The 16,390-nt window shown below is 64.0% G+C and carries 10 protein-coding genes and 1 pseudogene; 10 read left to right on the top strand and 1 reads right to left on the bottom strand.

Going from position 1 to position 16,390, the window contains the following annotated elements:
- The first annotated feature begins 114 nt into the window (after positions 1 to 114).
- The 9 genes from NKI15_RS12530 (at position 115) to NKI15_RS12490 (ending at position 13,696) form a co-directional block, all read left to right on the top strand.
- Positions 115 to 1,368 (top strand): aspartate kinase, encoded by a 1,254-nt coding sequence (locus NKI15_RS12530; protein WP_023685777.1) that lies wholly within the window; start codon positions 115 to 117, stop codon positions 1,366 to 1,368.
- An 83-nt stretch (positions 1,369 to 1,451) separates the two neighbouring features.
- Positions 1,452 to 3,722: a phosphoenolpyruvate--protein phosphotransferase gene (ptsP, locus tag NKI15_RS12525; protein WP_023693992.1), complete on the top strand. Its 2,271-nt coding sequence runs from the start codon at positions 1,452 to 1,454 to the stop codon at positions 3,720 to 3,722.
- A gap of 8 nt (positions 3,723 to 3,730) precedes the next feature.
- Complete coding sequence (prfA, locus tag NKI15_RS12520; protein WP_352886174.1) at positions 3,731 to 4,810, top strand: peptide chain release factor 1; 1,080 nt, start codon at positions 3,731 to 3,733, stop codon at positions 4,808 to 4,810.
- Positions 4,803 to 5,681: a peptide chain release factor N(5)-glutamine methyltransferase gene (gene prmC / locus NKI15_RS12515; RefSeq protein WP_352518486.1), complete on the top strand. Its 879-nt coding sequence runs from the start codon at positions 4,803 to 4,805 to the stop codon at positions 5,679 to 5,681. The genes prfA and prmC overlap by 8 nt, the downstream gene beginning before the upstream one ends.
- Before the next feature lie 304 nt (positions 5,682 to 5,985).
- A complete protein-coding gene (locus NKI15_RS12510) occupies positions 5,986 to 6,981 on the top strand; it encodes a DUF4167 domain-containing protein (RefSeq protein ID WP_352886172.1) in 996 nt (331 codons plus the stop codon).
- A 208-nt stretch (positions 6,982 to 7,189) separates the two neighbouring features.
- Positions 7,190 to 9,796, top strand: coding sequence for an ATP-dependent chaperone ClpB (gene clpB, locus NKI15_RS12505; RefSeq protein ID WP_023672968.1), 2,607 nt, complete (start codon positions 7,190 to 7,192; stop codon positions 9,794 to 9,796).
- Positions 9,797 to 9,867: 71 nt separating this feature from the next.
- Positions 9,868 to 10,224, top strand: a complete 357-nt coding sequence (locus NKI15_RS12500) for an MmcQ/YjbR family DNA-binding protein (RefSeq protein ID WP_023685771.1) — start codon at positions 9,868 to 9,870, stop codon at positions 10,222 to 10,224.
- A gap of 292 nt (positions 10,225 to 10,516) precedes the next feature.
- Entirely contained in the window at positions 10,517 to 12,034 is a 1,518-nt protein-coding gene (locus NKI15_RS12495; protein WP_023824675.1) for a L,D-transpeptidase family protein, read from the top strand.
- Positions 12,035 to 12,136: 102 nt separating this feature from the next.
- Positions 12,137 to 13,696 (top strand): MFS transporter, encoded by a 1,560-nt coding sequence (locus NKI15_RS12490; RefSeq protein ID WP_352886171.1) that lies wholly within the window; start codon positions 12,137 to 12,139, stop codon positions 13,694 to 13,696.
- 172 nt (positions 13,697 to 13,868) lie between these two features.
- On the opposite strand, the gene NKI15_RS12485 is transcribed toward NKI15_RS12490, so the two are convergent.
- Positions 13,869 to 15,839: a M23 family metallopeptidase gene (locus NKI15_RS12485; protein WP_023686664.1), complete on the bottom strand. Its 1,971-nt coding sequence runs from the start codon at positions 15,837 to 15,839 to the stop codon at positions 13,869 to 13,871.
- A gap of 371 nt (positions 15,840 to 16,210) precedes the next feature.
- On the opposite strand from NKI15_RS12485, the pseudogene NKI15_RS12480 reads away from it, so the two are divergent.
- Positions 16,211 to 16,390: pseudogene (locus NKI15_RS12480) on the top strand (hypothetical protein); the annotation flags it as partial.

Here is a 16,390-nt window from a genome sequence, read left to right as displayed (position 1 = left end):
TGCGAAACCGTGATCATTTGGCTAAGGAGGCGCGCATTCAGCGGCCGGCTTCTGTCGAGCGCTTACTTCCCCTTTCGGTCCTGGGCCGGCTTCAGTCAAAGGCATTTCGCTTCCATGGCGCGCATCGTGATGAAATTCGGCGGAACCTCCGTCGCCGACATCGCCCGCATCCGCAATGTGGCGCGTCACGTCAAACGCGAGGTCGATGCCGGCCATGAGGTCGCTGTCGTGGTTTCGGCGATGGCGGGCAAGACCAACGAACTGGTTGGCTGGACGCGCGAAGCCTCGCCCATGCACGACGCGCGCGAGTATGACGCCGTGGTCGCCTCGGGCGAGCAGGTGACTGCCGGCCTGCTGGCGATCACACTGCAGAATATGGGCGTCCATGCCCGCTCCTGGCAGGGCTGGCAGATCCCGATCAAGACCGACAACGCGCATGGCGCGGCGCGCATCCTCGACATTGACGGCGCGTTCCTGATCAAGCGCTTCGGCGAGGGCCAGGTGGCTGTCGTCGCCGGCTTCCAGGGCATCGGCCCGGACAACCGCATCGCCACGCTCGGCCGCGGCGGCTCCGACACAAGCGCGGTGGCCATTGCCGCGGCGGTCAAGGCCGACCGCTGCGACATCTACACCGATGTCGACGGCGTCTACACCACCGATCCGCGCATCGAGCCGAAGGCGCGGCGGCTCAACAAGATTTCGTTCGAGGAAATGCTCGAAATGGCCTCGCTCGGCGCCAAGGTCTTGCAGGTGCGCTCGGTCGAGCTTGCCATGGTGCACAGGGTGCGTACGTTCGTGCGGTCGTCCTTCGACGATCCCGATGCGCCCGGAATGGGGGATTTGCTCAATCCTCCGGGAACGCTCATTTGCGACGAGGAAGAGATCGTGGAACAGCAGGTCGTCACCGGAATTGCCTACGCCAAGGACGAAGCGCAGATTTCTCTGCGTCGCGTCGGCGACCGCCCGGGCGTTGCCGCCGGCATTTTCGGCCCGCTGGCCGAGGCCAACATCAATGTCGACATGATCGTCCAGAACATCTCAGAGGACGGCAAGTTCACCGACATGACCTTCACCGTGCCGTCCGGCGACGTGGACAAGGCGTTGGCCGTGCTGGAGCGTCTGAAGGCTTCGATCGGCTATGACGTGGTGCAGTCGGAAGCCGGCATGTCGAAGGTTTCGGTCATCGGCATCGGCATGCGCAGCCATGCCGGTGTGGCCGCCACCGCTTTCAAGGCGCTGGCCGACAAGGCGATCAACATCCGCGCCATCACCACCTCCGAGATCAAGATTTCGATACTGATCGACGGTCCCTACACGGAACTCGCGGTTCGTACTTTGCATTCCGTGTACGGTCTGGATAAGCAGTAGCGAGAGCGATTTGAGTTGTTGCGTGTGCGCCGGTCGCAGTGGAAACTGCGGCGGGCAAAATGCCCATTGGAGAAGAAGCCGCGATGCGTGATACGGCCAGTGGCCCGCGCGTTCTGCTGAAACGGCTCCGCGAGCTCATGCAGGAGCCGCTGGAGCCGCAGGAGCGGCTCGACCGGATCGTGCGCGACATCGCCTCCAACATGGTCGCCGAGGTCTGCTCGCTCTATGTGCTGCGCGCCGATTCGGTGCTCGAACTCTATGCCACCGAAGGTCTGAACCCGAACGCCGTCCATTTGGCGCAACTGCGGCTGGGGCAGGGCCTCGTCGGCACCATTGCTGCGAGCGCGCGGCCGCTCAACCTCTCCAATGCGCAGGAACATCCGGCTTTCGCCTACCTGCCGGAGACGGGCGAAGAGATCTACAATTCCTTCCTCGGCGTGCCCGTACTCAGGGCAGGGCGCACGCTGGGCGTGCTGGTGGTGCAGAACAAGACCATGCGCCACTACCGCGACGACGAGGTCGAGGCGTTGGAAACGACCGCCATGGTGATCGCCGAGATGATCGCCACCGGGGATCTCGCGCGCCTGACCCGGCCCGGCCTCGAACTCGACCTGCGCCGTCCCGTCAGCTTTACCGGCCTGTCCTTCAACGAGGGCGTCGGCCTCGGCCATGTCGTGCTGCATGAGCCACGCATCGTCGTCACCAATCTGTTCAACGAGGACAGTGAGGAAGAGGTGCGCCGGCTGGAGACGTCGCTCGGTTCGCTCAGGCTTTCCATCGACGACATGCTGGAGCGGCGCGATGTCGCCTTCGAGGGCGAACATCGCGAGGTGCTCGAAGCGTATCGCATGTTTGCCAACGACCGCGGCTGGGTGCGTCGGCTGGAAGAGGCGATCCGCAACGGCCTGACAGCGGAAGCGGCGGTGGAAAAGGTCCAAAGCGACATGCGCGCCCGCATGCTGCACATGACCGATCCTTATTTGCGCGAGAGGATGAGCGACTTCGACGATCTCGCCAACCGGCTGCTGCGCCAACTGATGGGGCGCGGGCCTGACGACGTAGCGGCGTCACTGCCGAAGGATGCCATCCTGGTCGCGCGCTCGATGGGCGCGGCCGAACTGCTTGATTATCCCAGGGACAAGCTGCGCGGCGTGGTGCTGGAAGACGGCGCTGCCACCAGCCATGTCGTCATCGTCGCGCGCGCCATGGGCATTCCGGTCGCCGGCCAGATGAAGGGCGCCGTTTCCATGGCGGAAAACGGCGATGCCATCATCGTCGACGGCGAGGAAGGCACCATCCATCTGCGGCCGCAGCCGGACCTCGAAGCCGCCTATGCCGAAAAAGTGCGCTTCCGGGCGCGCCGGCAGGAAGTCTACCGGGAACTGCGCAAGAAGCCGTCGGTGACCAAGGACGGCGTCCAGGTCGACCTGCTGATGAATGCGGGCCTGGCGGTCGACCTGCCGCAGCTGGCCGAGGCGGGTGCCGCCGGCATCGGCCTGTTCCGTACCGAATTGCAGTTCATGGTTGCCTCGACCTTCCCTCGCGCCGAGGCGCAGGAGCGGCTCTACCGCGACGTGCTGGACGCGGCGCGCGGCAAGCCGGTCACCTTCCGCACCATCGACATCGGCGGCGACAAGGTGCTGCCCTACTTCAAGGGCGCCATCCAGGAAGAAAACCCTGCGCTCGGCTGGCGCGCGATCCGGCTGACGCTCGACCGGCCGGGTCTGCTCAGGACCCAGATCCGCGCTCTGCTGAAGGCCTGCGGCGGGCGCGAACTGAAGCTGATGCTGCCGATGGTGACCGAGCTCGGCGAAATCGCCCAGGCGCGCGAGATTATCGACCGCGAAGTGCGGCATCTCTCCCGCTTTGCCCACCATCTGCCGACCAGCCTCAAGGTGGGCGCCATGCTGGAAGTGCCGTCGCTGCTGTTCCAGCTCGACGAGTTGATGAAGGCGGTCGATTTCGTCTCGGTCGGCTCCAACGACCTGTTCCAGTTCGTCATGGCGGTCGATCGGGGGAACACGCAGCTCTCCGACCGCTTCGACACGCTGTCGACGCCGTTCCTGCGGGTTCTGAAGCAGATCGCCGACGCCGGGGTTCGCAACCACACGCCGGTGACGCTGTGCGGCGAGCTGGCGGGAAAACCCATTTCCGCCATGGCGCTGATCGGCCTCGGCTACCGCTCGATCTCGATGTCTCCAGCCTCGATCGGCCCGGTCAAGGCGATGTTGACCGAACTGCCACTGGAGGAATTGGAGGCTTTCTTTGCCGACAATCTGATGGCGCCAGCTCAAGGGCTGCCGATGCGGGCGCTGCTGCAGGCCTTCGCCGACGACCGCTCCATCCCGCTATAGCATTAGCCATGGTCAATTTTCCCCGCGAGCGTATGGATCAGGTCGTCAAGCGTTTCGAGATGCTCGAAGCGCAGATGTCGGCCGGCCCGGCGGCCGATGCCTATGTGAAGATGGCCTCGGAATATGCCGAGCTGCAGGACATGGTGGCCAAGGTCAGGGAACTGCGCTCAGTAGAGCGCGAGCAAGCCGACCTCGAGGCGATGCTTGCCGACAAGGGCACCGACGCAGAGATGCGGGCCCTGGCGGAGGCAGATTTGCCGGGCGTCGAAGCGCGAATCGAAGAGCTGCAGAAGGACATCCAGATCCTGCTGTTGCCCAAGGACGCGGCCGACGACAAGAACGCCATCCTTGAAATCCGCGCCGGCACCGGCGGCGATGAGGCGGCATTGTTCGCCGGCGACCTGTTTCGCATGTATGAGCGCTATGCCGCCGAACGCGGCTGGCGCTTCGAGACGGTGTCGGCCAGCGACGGCGATGCCGGCGGCTTCAAGGAAATCATCGCCACCATTTCCGGTAGGGGCGTCTTTGCCCATCTGAAATTCGAATCCGGCGTGCACCGCGTGCAGCGCGTGCCGGCGACCGAGGCCAGCGGGCGCATCCACACCTCGGCGGCGACGGTGGCCGTTCTGCCGGAAGCCGAAGAGGTCGACATCGACGTCCGCGCCGAAGACATCCGCATCGACACGATGCGCGCCTCGGGTTCGGGTGGCCAGCACGTCAACACCACCGATTCGGCCGTGCGCATCACCCATTTGCCGACCGGTATCATGGTGGTGCAGGCGGAGAAGTCGCAGCATCAGAACCGGGCGAAAGCCATGCAGATTCTGCGTGCGCGGCTTTACGACCTCGAGCGCAGCAAGGCGGACGAGGAGCGCTCGGAGTCACGCAAATCGCAGGTTGGTTCGGGCGACCGTTCGGAGCGCATCCGCACCTACAATTTCCCGCAGGGCCGCCTTACCGACCATCGTATCAACCTGACGCTCTACAAGCTCGACCGGGTGATGATGGGCGAGCTCGATGAGGTCATCAATGCGCTGATTGCCGACCATCAGTCGAAGCTGCTCGCCGATATTGGCCTCGATGGCTGACATGTTGCCCGGCGCGCTCGGGCCGTTGTTGCGGGTGGCGCGGGAGCGGCTTGCCGCGGCCGGCCTTTCCGACTCGGCGCTGGATGCCAGGCTGATCGTCGAACATTTTTCCGGCACGGACCGGACGCAGGCGATCGCCGACCCGCAACGGACGGTCGATGCGGGTGCGGTTGCCGCAATCGGCGCTGCTCTGCAGCGCCGCATGGCCGGCGAACCGGTGCACCGCATCCTCGGGTTTCGCGAGTTTTACGGCCTGCGGCTGTCGCTGTCGCCGGAAACGCTGGAGCCGCGGCCGGACACCGAAACGCTGGTCGAGGCGATCCTGCCTTTTGCCGGCGCGACGGCCGAAAGGCTGGGGGAATGCCGTATCCTCGATCTCGGCACCGGTACCGGCGCGATAGCGCTGGCGCTGCTCAGCGCGGTTCCGGCCGCGACCGCCACCGGGGTCGATATTTCGCACGACGCGCTGGCAACCGCGATACGCAATGCCGAGCAACTTGGACTCGCCGGCCGGTTCGTGGGGCTGCAGTCCGACTGGTTCGAAAAAGTTTCGGGCCGATACCATGTAATTGCCGCAAACCCTCCCTATATACCGTCTGGAGACATTGGAAATCTGCAGGACGAGGTCCGCGATTTCGATCCGCACAGAGCCCTTGATGGCGGTGTGGACGGTCTTGACCCCTACAGGATCATCGCCGCCGAGGCGGCAAAGTTTCTGGAAGCACAAGGCAAGATAGCGGTCGAGATCGGCCACACGCAGCGCAATGAGGTCAAAGACATATTCGCGGCAGCCGGCTACAGGCTGGCCGGGGCATTTGTCGACCTTGGCGGAAACGACAGGGTTCTTATGTTTGAACAGGGAAAGCCTTGACGCAGTGCAAAAAAGCGCTTGGCAATGCCGGGGAATGCGGCTAGGGTCCGCCCTGACCGGATGAGACGAAGCAGGCAGTGCTCTTAGCGATTCGGTTTTCCTCGGAAATAGCTGCCTTCTTGCGCAAACGACGCCCAAGCTTCGTGCGGGAATCGTCCGGCAAGTGATGTAACCGGAACAGGATGACACGTGGCGCCAACGCAATTGATGCGGGCGAACGCCGGTGAAGGAACGAAACGGCTGGCTGCATGAGCGCCTCCGTTCGTGAAACGTTTTTCGAAAATTTCAAAATGAAGAGAGTCTTATGAGGCCACAACAGCAGAACAGGCGCATGCGCGGTCGCAACAACAATGGCGGCGGCGGTGGCAACAACAATAACAACAACAACAACCGCAAGGGCCCAAATCCCCTGACGCGCAATTACGAGAGCAACGGCCCGGACGTGAAAATCCGTGGATCGGCTCAGCAGATCGCCGAAAAATACGCCACTCTGGCCCGTGATGCGCAAAGCTCCGGCGACCGGGTTATGGCGGAAAATTACCTCCAGCACGCCGAGCACTACAACCGCATCATTGCCGCCGCACAGGCGCAGATGCCGATCCAGAATGCCCCGCAGAACCGCGACGAATTCGACGACGATGAAGATCGCGACGATTTTGACAATGCCGGCAGCGGCAATGGCGGCGAGACGCAAGCGCCGATGGCGAACCACGGCAACGGTCCGCAGCCGACGATTGAGGGCACGCCGGCCGAACTCGCATACGGCCAGGAAAACGGCCGCGAGAACAACAGTGGCCGTGACAATAATGGCCGTGACAATAATGGCCGCAACAACAACGGCCGCGACAACAATGGCCGCAACCGTGACCGCCGCCCCAATGGCGGCTATGGCCAGAACGACCAGCGTGGCGACTTTGCCCAGCGTGGCGAGCAGAACGGCCAGCGCGGCGACCAGCAGCGCTTCACCGAAACCCCGGCACAGGCGGAAACCGTTTCCGCGGTTGAGCCCGAAGCCGAGAGCGGTTTCTCCGAGTCGGCGCCGCTGTACGAAAACCTGTCGCCGGCGGCTCTTGCCGCCCGGGCCGAACTCAATGAGGCAGCCGCCGAGAGCGGCGCTGCCCGTCGCCCGCGGCGTCCGCGCCGCCCGCGCAACAATGCCGATCAGGTCGGTGACGGACAGTCTGGTGGTGGCCAGGTGGTGGATGGCGCCGGCGAGAGCGCTGCCGCTGTTGACGTGGTTGATGCGGCGCCGGCCGAAAGCCCTGCCGGCGACCCGTTCGCCGTCGACGCCAACAACTGACCCACAAGACATAAGTCGATGAAACGGCGGAGAGAAATCTCCGCCGTTTTCGTTTGCTCGGCCATGCAATATCATCAGCCGGACGTCTTGAGCGGCAATGGCTTGCGCCCCATATCTGGCGTGAACTGGACCCGGCTCGGATGAGCGGGTCCGTCACCGCAATCTGATCCGGTGCCGCAAAGCGGGCCGGTGATGGAAGGAGACAGATATGAACCTCGAGAAATACTCCGAGCGCGTCCGCGGATTCATTCAGTCCGCCCAGACCATGGCGCTCTCGCGCAATCACCAGCAATTCACTCCCGAACATATGCTGAAGGTCCTCGTCGATGACGATGAGGGGCTGGCCGCCTCGCTGATCGAGCGCGCCGGCGGCAACGTGCGCGACGTCAAGCTTGGCGTCGAGACCGCCCTTGAGGCCATGCCGAAGGTGGAAGGCGGCAACGGCCAGCTTTATCTGGCGCAGCCGCTGGCCAAGGTGTTTTCGACCGCCGAGGAATTGGCCAAGAAAGCCGGCGACAGTTTTGTCACGGTCGAGCGGCTGCTGCAGGCGCTGGCGATGGAGAAGTCGGCCAAGACGGCCGATATCCTGTCCAAGGCCGGCGTCACAGCGCAGGCGCTGAACCAGGTGATCAACGACGTCCGCAAGGGCCGTACCGCCGATTCGGCGAGCGCCGAGCAGGGCTATGACGCGCTGAAGAAATACGCGCGCGACCTCACCGCCGATGCCCGCGCCGGCAAGCTCGACCCTGTGATTGGCCGTGACGACGAGATCCGCCGCACCATCCAGGTGCTGTCGCGGCGTACCAAGAACAACCCGGTGCTGATCGGCGAGCCGGGCGTCGGCAAAACGGCGATCGCCGAAGGTCTGGCGCTGCGCATCGTCAATGGCGACGTGCCCGAATCGCTGAAGGACAAGCAGTTGATGGCGCTCGACATGGGCGCGCTGATTGCCGGCGCCAAATATCGCGGCGAGTTCGAGGAGCGGCTGAAGGCCGTGCTCAACGAAGTCACCTCGGCGGCCGGCGGCATCATCCTGTTCATCGACGAGATGCACACGCTGGTCGGCGCCGGCAAGGCCGATGGCGCCATGGACGCTTCGAACCTGTTGAAGCCGGCGCTGGCGCGCGGCGAACTGCACTGCGTCGGCGCGACCACGCTCGATGAATACAGGAAGCATGTCGAGAAGGACGCGGCCCTTGCCCGCCGGTTCCAGCCGGTCTTCGTCAACGAGCCGTCGGTGGAAGATACCGTGTCGATCCTGCGTGGCCTGAAGGAGAAGTACGAGCAGCACCACAAGGTGCGCATCTCGGATTCGGCGCTGGTCGCGGCGGCGACCTTGTCCAACCGCTACATCGCCGACCGTTTCCTGCCGGACAAGGCGATCGACCTTGTCGACGAAGCCGCGTCGCGGCTGAGGATGCAGGTCGATTCCAAGCCCGAGGCGCTGGACGAAATCGATCGCCGCATCATGCAGCTCAAGATCGAGCGCGAGGCACTGAAGGTCGAGAAGGACGAGGCGTCAAAGGACCGGCTCGCGCGTCTCGAAAAGGAACTCGTCGGCCTCGAGGAGGAATCGACCGAGATCACCGCCAAATGGCAGTCGGAGAAGCAGAAGCTTGGCCTCGCCGCTGACCTCAAGAAGCAGCTCGACGCGGCCCGCAACGACCTCGCCATTGCCCAGCGCAAGGGTGAATTCCAGCGCGCCGGCGAGCTTGCCTATGGCAAGATCCCGGAACTGGAAAAGAAGCTGAAGGAAGCCGAAGCCCAGGACGGCAAGGCCGGCATGGTCGAAGAGGTGGTCACGCCCGACCACGTCGCCCATATCGTGTCGCGTTGGACCGGCATTCCGGTCGACAAGATGCTGCAGGGCGAGCGCGACAAGCTGCTGCGCATGGAAGACGAGATCGGCAAGCGAGTCGTCGGCCAGGGCGAAGCGGTACAGGCGGTGTCCAAGGCCGTGCGTCGTGCCCGGGCCGGGCTGCAGGATCCGAACCGGCCGATCGGCTCGTTCATGTTCCTCGGACCGACCGGCGTCGGCAAGACCGAACTGACCAAGGCGCTGGCCAATTTCCTGTTCGACGACGAGAGCGCTATGGTGCGCATCGACATGTCGGAATACATGGAGAAGCACTCGGTCGCCCGGCTGATCGGAGCGCCTCCCGGTTATGTCGGCTATGAGGAAGGCGGTGCGCTGACCGAAGCGGTGCGGCGCCGGCCCTATCAGGTTGTGCTGTTCGACGAGATCGAGAAGGCGCATCCGGATGTCTTCAACGTGCTGTTGCAGGTGCTCGACGACGGGCGGCTGACCGACGGGCAGGGCCGCACGGTCGACTTCCGCAACACGCTGATCGTCATGACGTCGAACCTCGGCGCCGAATATCTGGTCAATCTCGGCGAAGAGCAGGACGTCGATGCCGTGCGCGACGAGGTTATGAGCGTGGTGAGAGCCTCGTTCAGGCCGGAGTTCCTCAACCGCGTCGACGAGGTGATCCTGTTCCACCGGCTGCGCCGGCAGGATATGGGCCGCATCGTCGAGATCCAGCTCAAGCGGCTGGAAAGCCTGCTCGCCGACCGCAAGATCACACTGTCGCTCGACCAGGATTCGATCGACTGGCTGGCGGCGAAGGGCTACGACCCGGCCTATGGCGCGCGGCCGCTGAAGCGGGTGATGCAGAAGGACCTGCAAGATCCGCTGGCGGAAAAAATCCTGCTTGGCGAGATACTCGACGGCTCGACCGTCAAGGTCACCGCCGGCTCCGACCGGTTGAATTTCCGGTCCAGGCCCACTGTGGTGCCGACCGACGCGGCAGCCTGATCCAACGCCGCGCGTCCGACCGGACGCGCGGCATTTTCTTATGAAACAACAATCCTTTGACGGGGGTGCAGATGACGCTGGACGACTACAACAGCTTCTGCGCCTCGCTGCCGCAGACGACGCATGTCGTGCAGTGGGGCGGGGCCGATGTCTGGAAAGTCGGTGGCAAGGTCTTCACCATCGCCGGCCATGACCGGGAGGGTGGCGTCTTCGTCACCTTCAAATGCTCTGAAATGGCTTATGACGTGCTGAAGGATCAGCCCGGCTGCCGGCCGGCGCCCTATCTCGCCTCGCGCGGCATGAAATGGATCCAGCGTCAGACAAGCCAGAGCATGGATGATGATGCGCTGAAGGACTATCTCGGCGAAAGCCACCGCCTCGTCGTCCTCAAGCTGACGAAGCAGACGCGCAAGGAATTGGGCCTGTAGCAACCAGTAATCCGCCATCTTCATGCCCGGTTCATGTTGGAAAGCTTATGTTGTGGTTTGCTGGCGAAGGGGTTTGCCTGCAGGCTTTTGGCGATCAGGGCGTTCCTTGCGCATCCAAACGGTGGCGAGAACGTTCTGGTGGGAACACTGCCGGGCGGCGGCAATTACGCATGACCCCGAAAATCGAAATTCGATTTTCGGAAAGGATCATGCGCAGACATGAAGTGTTACAGCGTCCTTTGCGCGTCCAAACGGACGCGCGGCGCTGTAAGTACCGGAGAGTTTGACCACCATGTTCCGCACGATCCTTGCCTTTTCGGTGCTCGCCGCCGGGCTGCTCACGTCCAGCGCCATGGCATCGCCGACTGTGGACAACGCACTGCCGGCCGTCCGCGCCGCCGATAGCGGCGGCATTGTGCTTGCCCAGGACGGCAATCTCGACATCTATTACGACGCCAGGGGCAACCGCGTCATCGTCGATGCCGAGACCGGCAAGGTCATCGCCATCCAGCCGCCGCAGACCAGGCTCGACCGCCGCGCGCTGCGCCGGGAAATGCGGGCACGTGAGCTTGGACGCGCACCGGTCGAAGACGACGACCGCTACTATCTCGACGATCCCGAAGACATGGCGCGTTTCCGCCGCAGGCAACTGGACGATCAGGGACGAATCCCCGGCCCGCCGGTTGATGAATACGATCCTGAAAGCGACAGATTCCTGGGGGCCGCTCCGCAGGATGATGCCAATGACAGCGACACCTATCCGGAAGCGCCGAAATCCGCTGAACCGCGGCCCGTCAAGCGCCAGCCGCTGAACGAAGCCTCTATCGATCCCGCCGAACCGGCGGCGCCCGCCGACCAGGCCGCGCTGCCGCCGAAAGCCGGTGGCAAGACCGTGGTCGATCCCTCGCTTTCACTCGGCGCACGCCAGGATGTAGCCGCCTTGCAGGTGCTGCTCGACCGCGCCGGCGCTTCACCCGGCGTCGTCGACGGGCGCTTCGGCTCCAATGTCGACAAGGCGCTTGCCGCCTATAACCAGATCACCGGCAGCAATCTGCGCTCGACCGACGCGGTCGGCATCCAGGCTGCGCTGGCGCAAACCGGTGGCGATGCTTTCGCCAATTATACGATCACGCCCGAGGACGCGGCCGGGCCTTATGTCGCCTCGATACCGGAGGATTACAGCCAGAAGGCGCAGCTCGACCGCATGGCTTACACCTCCGTCACCGAAGCCTTGGCCGAACGGTTCCACATGGACGAGAACTACCTGAAGGGGCTCAATCCCGAGGCCGACTTCAGCCGTCCCGGCACCATCATCAAGGTCGCCAATTTCGGCAGGCTGGTGGCGACGCCGGTTGCCCGCATCGTCGCCGACAAGGACAAGAAGCAGGTGTTCGCCTACGATGCCGGTGGCAAGCTGGTCGCGGCCTATCCGGCCACCATCGGTTCAGCCGACACGCCCTCGCCGACCGGCACCCATACGGTGTCGCGCGTCGCGCTCGATCCGAACTACACCTACAACCCCAGCATCAATTTCAAGCAGGGCCAGAACGACAAGATCCTGACCATCCCCCCGGGTCCGAACGGCCCGGTCGGCTCGGTGTGGATCGCGCTGGACAAGCCGACCTATGGCATTCACGGCACGCCCGATCCCTCCAAGATAGGCAAGACCGAAAGCCATGGCTGCGTGCGCCTGACAAATTGGGATGCGCGCGAGCTGGCCAAGCTGGTGTCGCCGGGCGTCACCGTCGAGTTCGTCGGCGGTCCCTCGGCCGATGATGTTGCGGAGCAAGCGAGCGCTCCAGCGCAGTGATGTCGGCCTGCCCACAAGGCAGACCGATATCCAAAGCTGGATTCATGAGCGCAGGGCGCTGGCCGGTTGTTGCCGGCCCGCAACAAGTCTAAGCAGACGCTCATGAAGTCTCCGAGCGAAGCCGCAGCCGTTCCCCTGACCAGGTCGCTTTCCAACGGTACATTTTGCCCGCAGTCGCAGCGCAAGTTCGTGCTGGTAGCGGCGATCCTGGCGTCAGCGCTCGGCTTCATCGACGGGTCGATCCTGGCCATTGCCATGCCGGCAATGCGCGTCGACCTCGGCGCCAGCCTGGCCGAGGTCCAGTGGATTTCCAACGCCTATGCGCTGACGCTGTCGGCGCTGATTCTGGCCGGCGGCGCCGCCGGCGACCGGTTTGGCCTCAGGCGCGCCTTCGTTGCCGGCATTGCGCTGTTCATCGTCGCTTCGCTGGCCTGCGCGGTGGCGCCGAATGCGCTGGTGCTCATCGCCTTTCGCGCCATTCAGGGCATTGGTGCGGCGATCATGGTGCCGGGCAGCCTCGCCATCATCGCCAAGGCCTATCCGAAGAAGGAGCGCGGCCGGGCGATCGGCATCTGGGCCGCCGCCTCGGCGCTGACGACTGCGCTCGGTCCGGTGCTCGGCGGCTTCGTTCTGTCGGCCTTTGGCGGCGGTATCTGGCGGGCGATCTTCGCCGTCAACCTGCCGCTCGGGCTGATCTCGATCTATCTCCTGCTGGCCAAGATTCCCGCCGACGCGCCGACGGAGAAGCGAAGCCTCGATCTCGGCGGCGCCGCTCTCGCCACGCTTGCCTTCGGGGCGCTTGCCTACGGACTGACCTCGATGAGCGCCGAAGGCAGCGGGCTGATGTCGCGGCCGAGCATCGCCGCAGGCGCCGTGCTGCTTATCATCTTCATCGTCTTCGAGCTTCGGCAGCGCGAGCCGATGATCGATCTCAAGCTGTTTCGGATCGGCGCCTTTGCCGGCGCCAACCTCGCCACCTTCTTCCTGTATTTCGCCCTGTCGGCCAATCTGTTCTACCTGCCGATGCTGTTGATCGCCGGATGGGGGCTGAGCACCAAAGAGGTCGGTTTCATCTTCCTGCCGCTGTCGGCGTCGATCGCGCTGCTGTCGGGTCTCGTCGGCCAGTGGTCGGATCGCATCGGTCCGCGTTTTCCGATCGCCAGCGGCTGCCTGGTAGTTGCCATCGCCTTTGCCGGGCTGGCTTTGCTCACTCATGCCGGCATGCACAATTTCTGGACCGGTATCTTTCCGCTGATGGCCGTGATGGGGCTCGGCATGGCGCTGGTGGTGTCGCCGCTGTCGACGGCGGTCATGACCGCGGTCGAGGACAAGGATACCGGCGCCGCTTCCGGCATCAACAATGCGGTTTCGCGCATTGGCGGGCTGATTGCTGTGGCGGCGATGGGCTCGCTCGCGGCCTGGGTCTATTCGACGATGCTCGATACCAGCGCTAGGCCGGGCATTCCGGGATTCGGCGAACCGGCATTGGCCGGCCTGGCGCCAGACCTTGATGCAACACGGCTCGCCGCCAGCGATGCGGCGTTCGCGGCCGTGTCGACAGTGACGGCCGTGCTTTGCCTGCTTGCCGCTATTATCGCCTGGGCCACCGTTTCGGGGCAAAAGCTGCCTTGGTCACGAGCCGAAGAGGAGCAGTCGACCTGATTCGGAGCCGACCCGATTCGGAATGCTCTGATGGGGCGATTATGATTCGCCAGCGTCGAGTGTGACGGCTTAAAGCGCGTCGCGCTGAAACGGATTCATACGACGCGCTTTAAGTGTTTGTTTTGAGGCATGTCCTTGTCCAGAGCCGCGGCACACTTCTGGGCGACATGCATTAGCCTTCGATCTTGGCGCTCGCGACCTTCAGCGGATTGCTGTCTTCCTGCTTGAGCAGTTCATCGATGCGCTCGCGCTCGCGCTTGAAAGCGACCAGGTCGTCGCCCTTCAGCACCTTGCCGACCGGCAGGCGCACGCGCATCGGGTCGACCTTGGTGCCGTTGACGATCAGCTCGTAGTGAAGATGCGGACCGGTGGAGAGGCCGGTCTGACCGAGGAAGCCGATGGTCTGGCCCTGGCGGACATGAACGCCCGGTTCGATGCCTTTGGCAAAGGCGCTCTGGTGATTATAGGAGGTCTCGTAGCCATTGGCATGGCGGATGATGATCTGCTTGCCGTAGCCGCCGGCCCAACCGGCCTTTTCGATGGTGCCGTTGCCGGCGGCGATGATCGGCGTTCCGATCGGCGCCGCCCAGTCGACGCCGGTATGCATGCGGACATAACCGAGGATCGGATGCCGGCGGGCGCCGAAGCCGGAGCGGAATTTCCCGGCCGGCAGGGGATTGCGCAGCAGGAACTGCTCGGCGCTCGATCCGTCCTCGTCGAAATAGTCGGTCGAGCCGTCCTGCATCTGGAAGCGGTAGAAATTGCGTGTCTGGCCGCCGAAGGTCGACGAGACATAGAGCAGTTCCGATTCGTCGGAGGCCTGGTCGTCGCCGTCCGGCTGCGAGAACAGCACGTCGATGCGGTCCGATGGATTGAGCCTGGACTGGAAGTCGACGCCGGAGGCCAGGAGCTTGACCAATTGCTGGGTCAGCTTCTTCGACATGCCGTAGGAATAGGCGGCGCGGTAGATGCCGTCATAAACGTTCGGCAGATTGCCGCGCACCACCACCGGTGCCGACGAATCGTCGAACGCGGTCAGCAATTCGGGGTTCGGCTCAGGTTCCTGCGCCGGCACATACTGGCCGCGGTCGTCGAGCGCGATGGTGACGATGTGCGTTGTCTTGTCATAGACGCTGGTGCGAACGACCTTGGCGGCGTCGCCATGTACCTCGAGCCCGACCCGCAGCACGGTTCCGGCCTTCAGCGCCGGTGCGTTGAGCAGCTTACCGATCGCCTCCGCCATGCCGGTGGCGTCATCGCCCGTATAGCCCGAATCGGCGAAGGCCTCGGCAATGTCGCGGTCCCTGGTGAAGGGAATGATTTCCTCGGCGAAAGCCGGGGTCTGGTCGTCGAGCGCGACGCGCGGCGCCACCGAGACGTTTTCCGGCACGATCTTGACGTCGTAGGAGCCGGCCATCGATTCGGCGAAGGCATCGCCGAATCGCTGCGGGTCGACATAATGCAGGGAGGCGACCTGCACGGCGCCGTCGCTGAGGTCGGTGCCGGCCTCGCGCACCACTTTTTCCACCTCGTCGGCGGACAGGTCGCTTTTTTCGTCGAAGGAGGCCGTCTCGACCGGGAAATCGACCGTCTTGAGGCTCATCTCGCTTTCGACCTTGGCGCCGTAGATCTGGCCGCCAACCGCGGAGGCCGTCGCCGGCTGCGCCGGGGTCGAGTCGCCATCGTCGCCGAACACCTGCATCGGGTCGAAAGGCGGATAGGCGCGGTTGGTGGTGTGGCCGGCGGCCAGCGCCATCTTGATCTGCACGAACGGCATGGTGTGGATAACGTCGCGGTCACCGACCTTGGTCACCATCGACACTTCCATGCGCCTGCGGTCCTTGGCCTTGGCGATCTGGCGCGGCGCCACCAGCCTGGTGGTCTTGGCGACCTCGCCGGAATCGCCGCCGCTTTCGAGCTGGGCCAGTTCGGCGATTTCGGGCGGGGTTGCCAGCTGCTGGCGGCCGTCAAGGGCGGCAAACAACGCCACGCCCATCAGCACACTCGAGGTCACGCCGGTAAGAAAGGTGCCCGACAGCCAGCGCGCTGAAACCTCGCGCCGGTCGGGCGGGCCGCTGCGGCCATCCGCGATCAGCGGCGGCTCATTGCCGAGTTCGGCTATGACATCTTCCGTGTCTGGCATCCAGAAAGGCTGCTTCTTCCCCGGGCGGAACGGCTTTTCGCTTCTGTTGGGCCATGACATTTGCCTGTCACGGCGGGTGAAGTCAACGAAGCGGCGAAATCCCCGCTCACACGCTCTGTTTTACAGCCCCTTGTAGAGAGGCGTCTTTATCCTCTTACAGGAGGCTCCGAACCGTGATGCGCAGACCCCGCTTTGGCTCTTATAGGAAGGCACCTCGCGGGCCGCGCCGAGCCCTTCTTTGTTGGCCTCGGTGTCGAACGGCAATGCGGCGGCAATAGGGCTCCTTTTTGGCAACGCCAATGTTCCCCTGGGGCAGTCCGCCGGCGCCAGAACTTCTGTCGCAAAAAGTTCAAAAACATCGTCGATGACTGTTGACAGTTCTGGTTGGTGGCGACTATATACGCCTCACGAACGAGGGCGGTGCGCCGCTGGCGGCGAAGCAGTTTGCTTCTGAGAAAGCCCTTGTGAGAATTCAAGAGAGCCGCGTAAGCGACACTCGGACGGCCCCGAAGCCAGAGGTGGAACGGGCCACGACATTGCGTGAAGTGATG

This window comes from Mesorhizobium sp. M0862 (genome assembly GCF_040319795.1).
Classification (GTDB): domain Bacteria; phylum Pseudomonadota; class Alphaproteobacteria; order Rhizobiales; family Rhizobiaceae; genus Mesorhizobium.
Note: the sequence above shows the minus strand (reverse complement) of the source record. Positions and strands in the feature narration are given on the sequence as shown.

Coding starts and splice junctions, on each gene's coding strand:
- NKI15_RS12530 (WP_023685777.1), top strand. CDS start 115: ATGGCGCGCATCGTGATGAAATTCGGCGGAACCTCCGTCGCCGACATC.
- ptsP (WP_023693992.1), top strand. CDS start 1,452: ATGCGTGATACGGCCAGTGGCCCGCGCGTTCTGCTGAAACGGCTCCGC.
- prfA (WP_352886174.1), top strand. CDS start 3,731: ATGGTCAATTTTCCCCGCGAGCGTATGGATCAGGTCGTCAAGCGTTTC.
- prmC (WP_352518486.1), top strand. CDS start 4,803: ATGGCTGACATGTTGCCCGGCGCGCTCGGGCCGTTGTTGCGGGTGGCG.
- NKI15_RS12510 (WP_352886172.1), top strand. CDS start 5,986: ATGAGGCCACAACAGCAGAACAGGCGCATGCGCGGTCGCAACAACAAT.
- clpB (WP_023672968.1), top strand. CDS start 7,190: ATGAACCTCGAGAAATACTCCGAGCGCGTCCGCGGATTCATTCAGTCC.
- NKI15_RS12500 (WP_023685771.1), top strand. CDS start 9,868: ATGACGCTGGACGACTACAACAGCTTCTGCGCCTCGCTGCCGCAGACG.
- NKI15_RS12495 (WP_023824675.1), top strand. CDS start 10,517: ATGTTCCGCACGATCCTTGCCTTTTCGGTGCTCGCCGCCGGGCTGCTC.
- NKI15_RS12490 (WP_352886171.1), top strand. CDS start 12,137: ATGAAGTCTCCGAGCGAAGCCGCAGCCGTTCCCCTGACCAGGTCGCTT.
- NKI15_RS12485 (WP_023686664.1), bottom strand. CDS start 15,839: ATGCCAGACACGGAAGATGTCATAGCCGAACTCGGCAATGAGCCGCCG.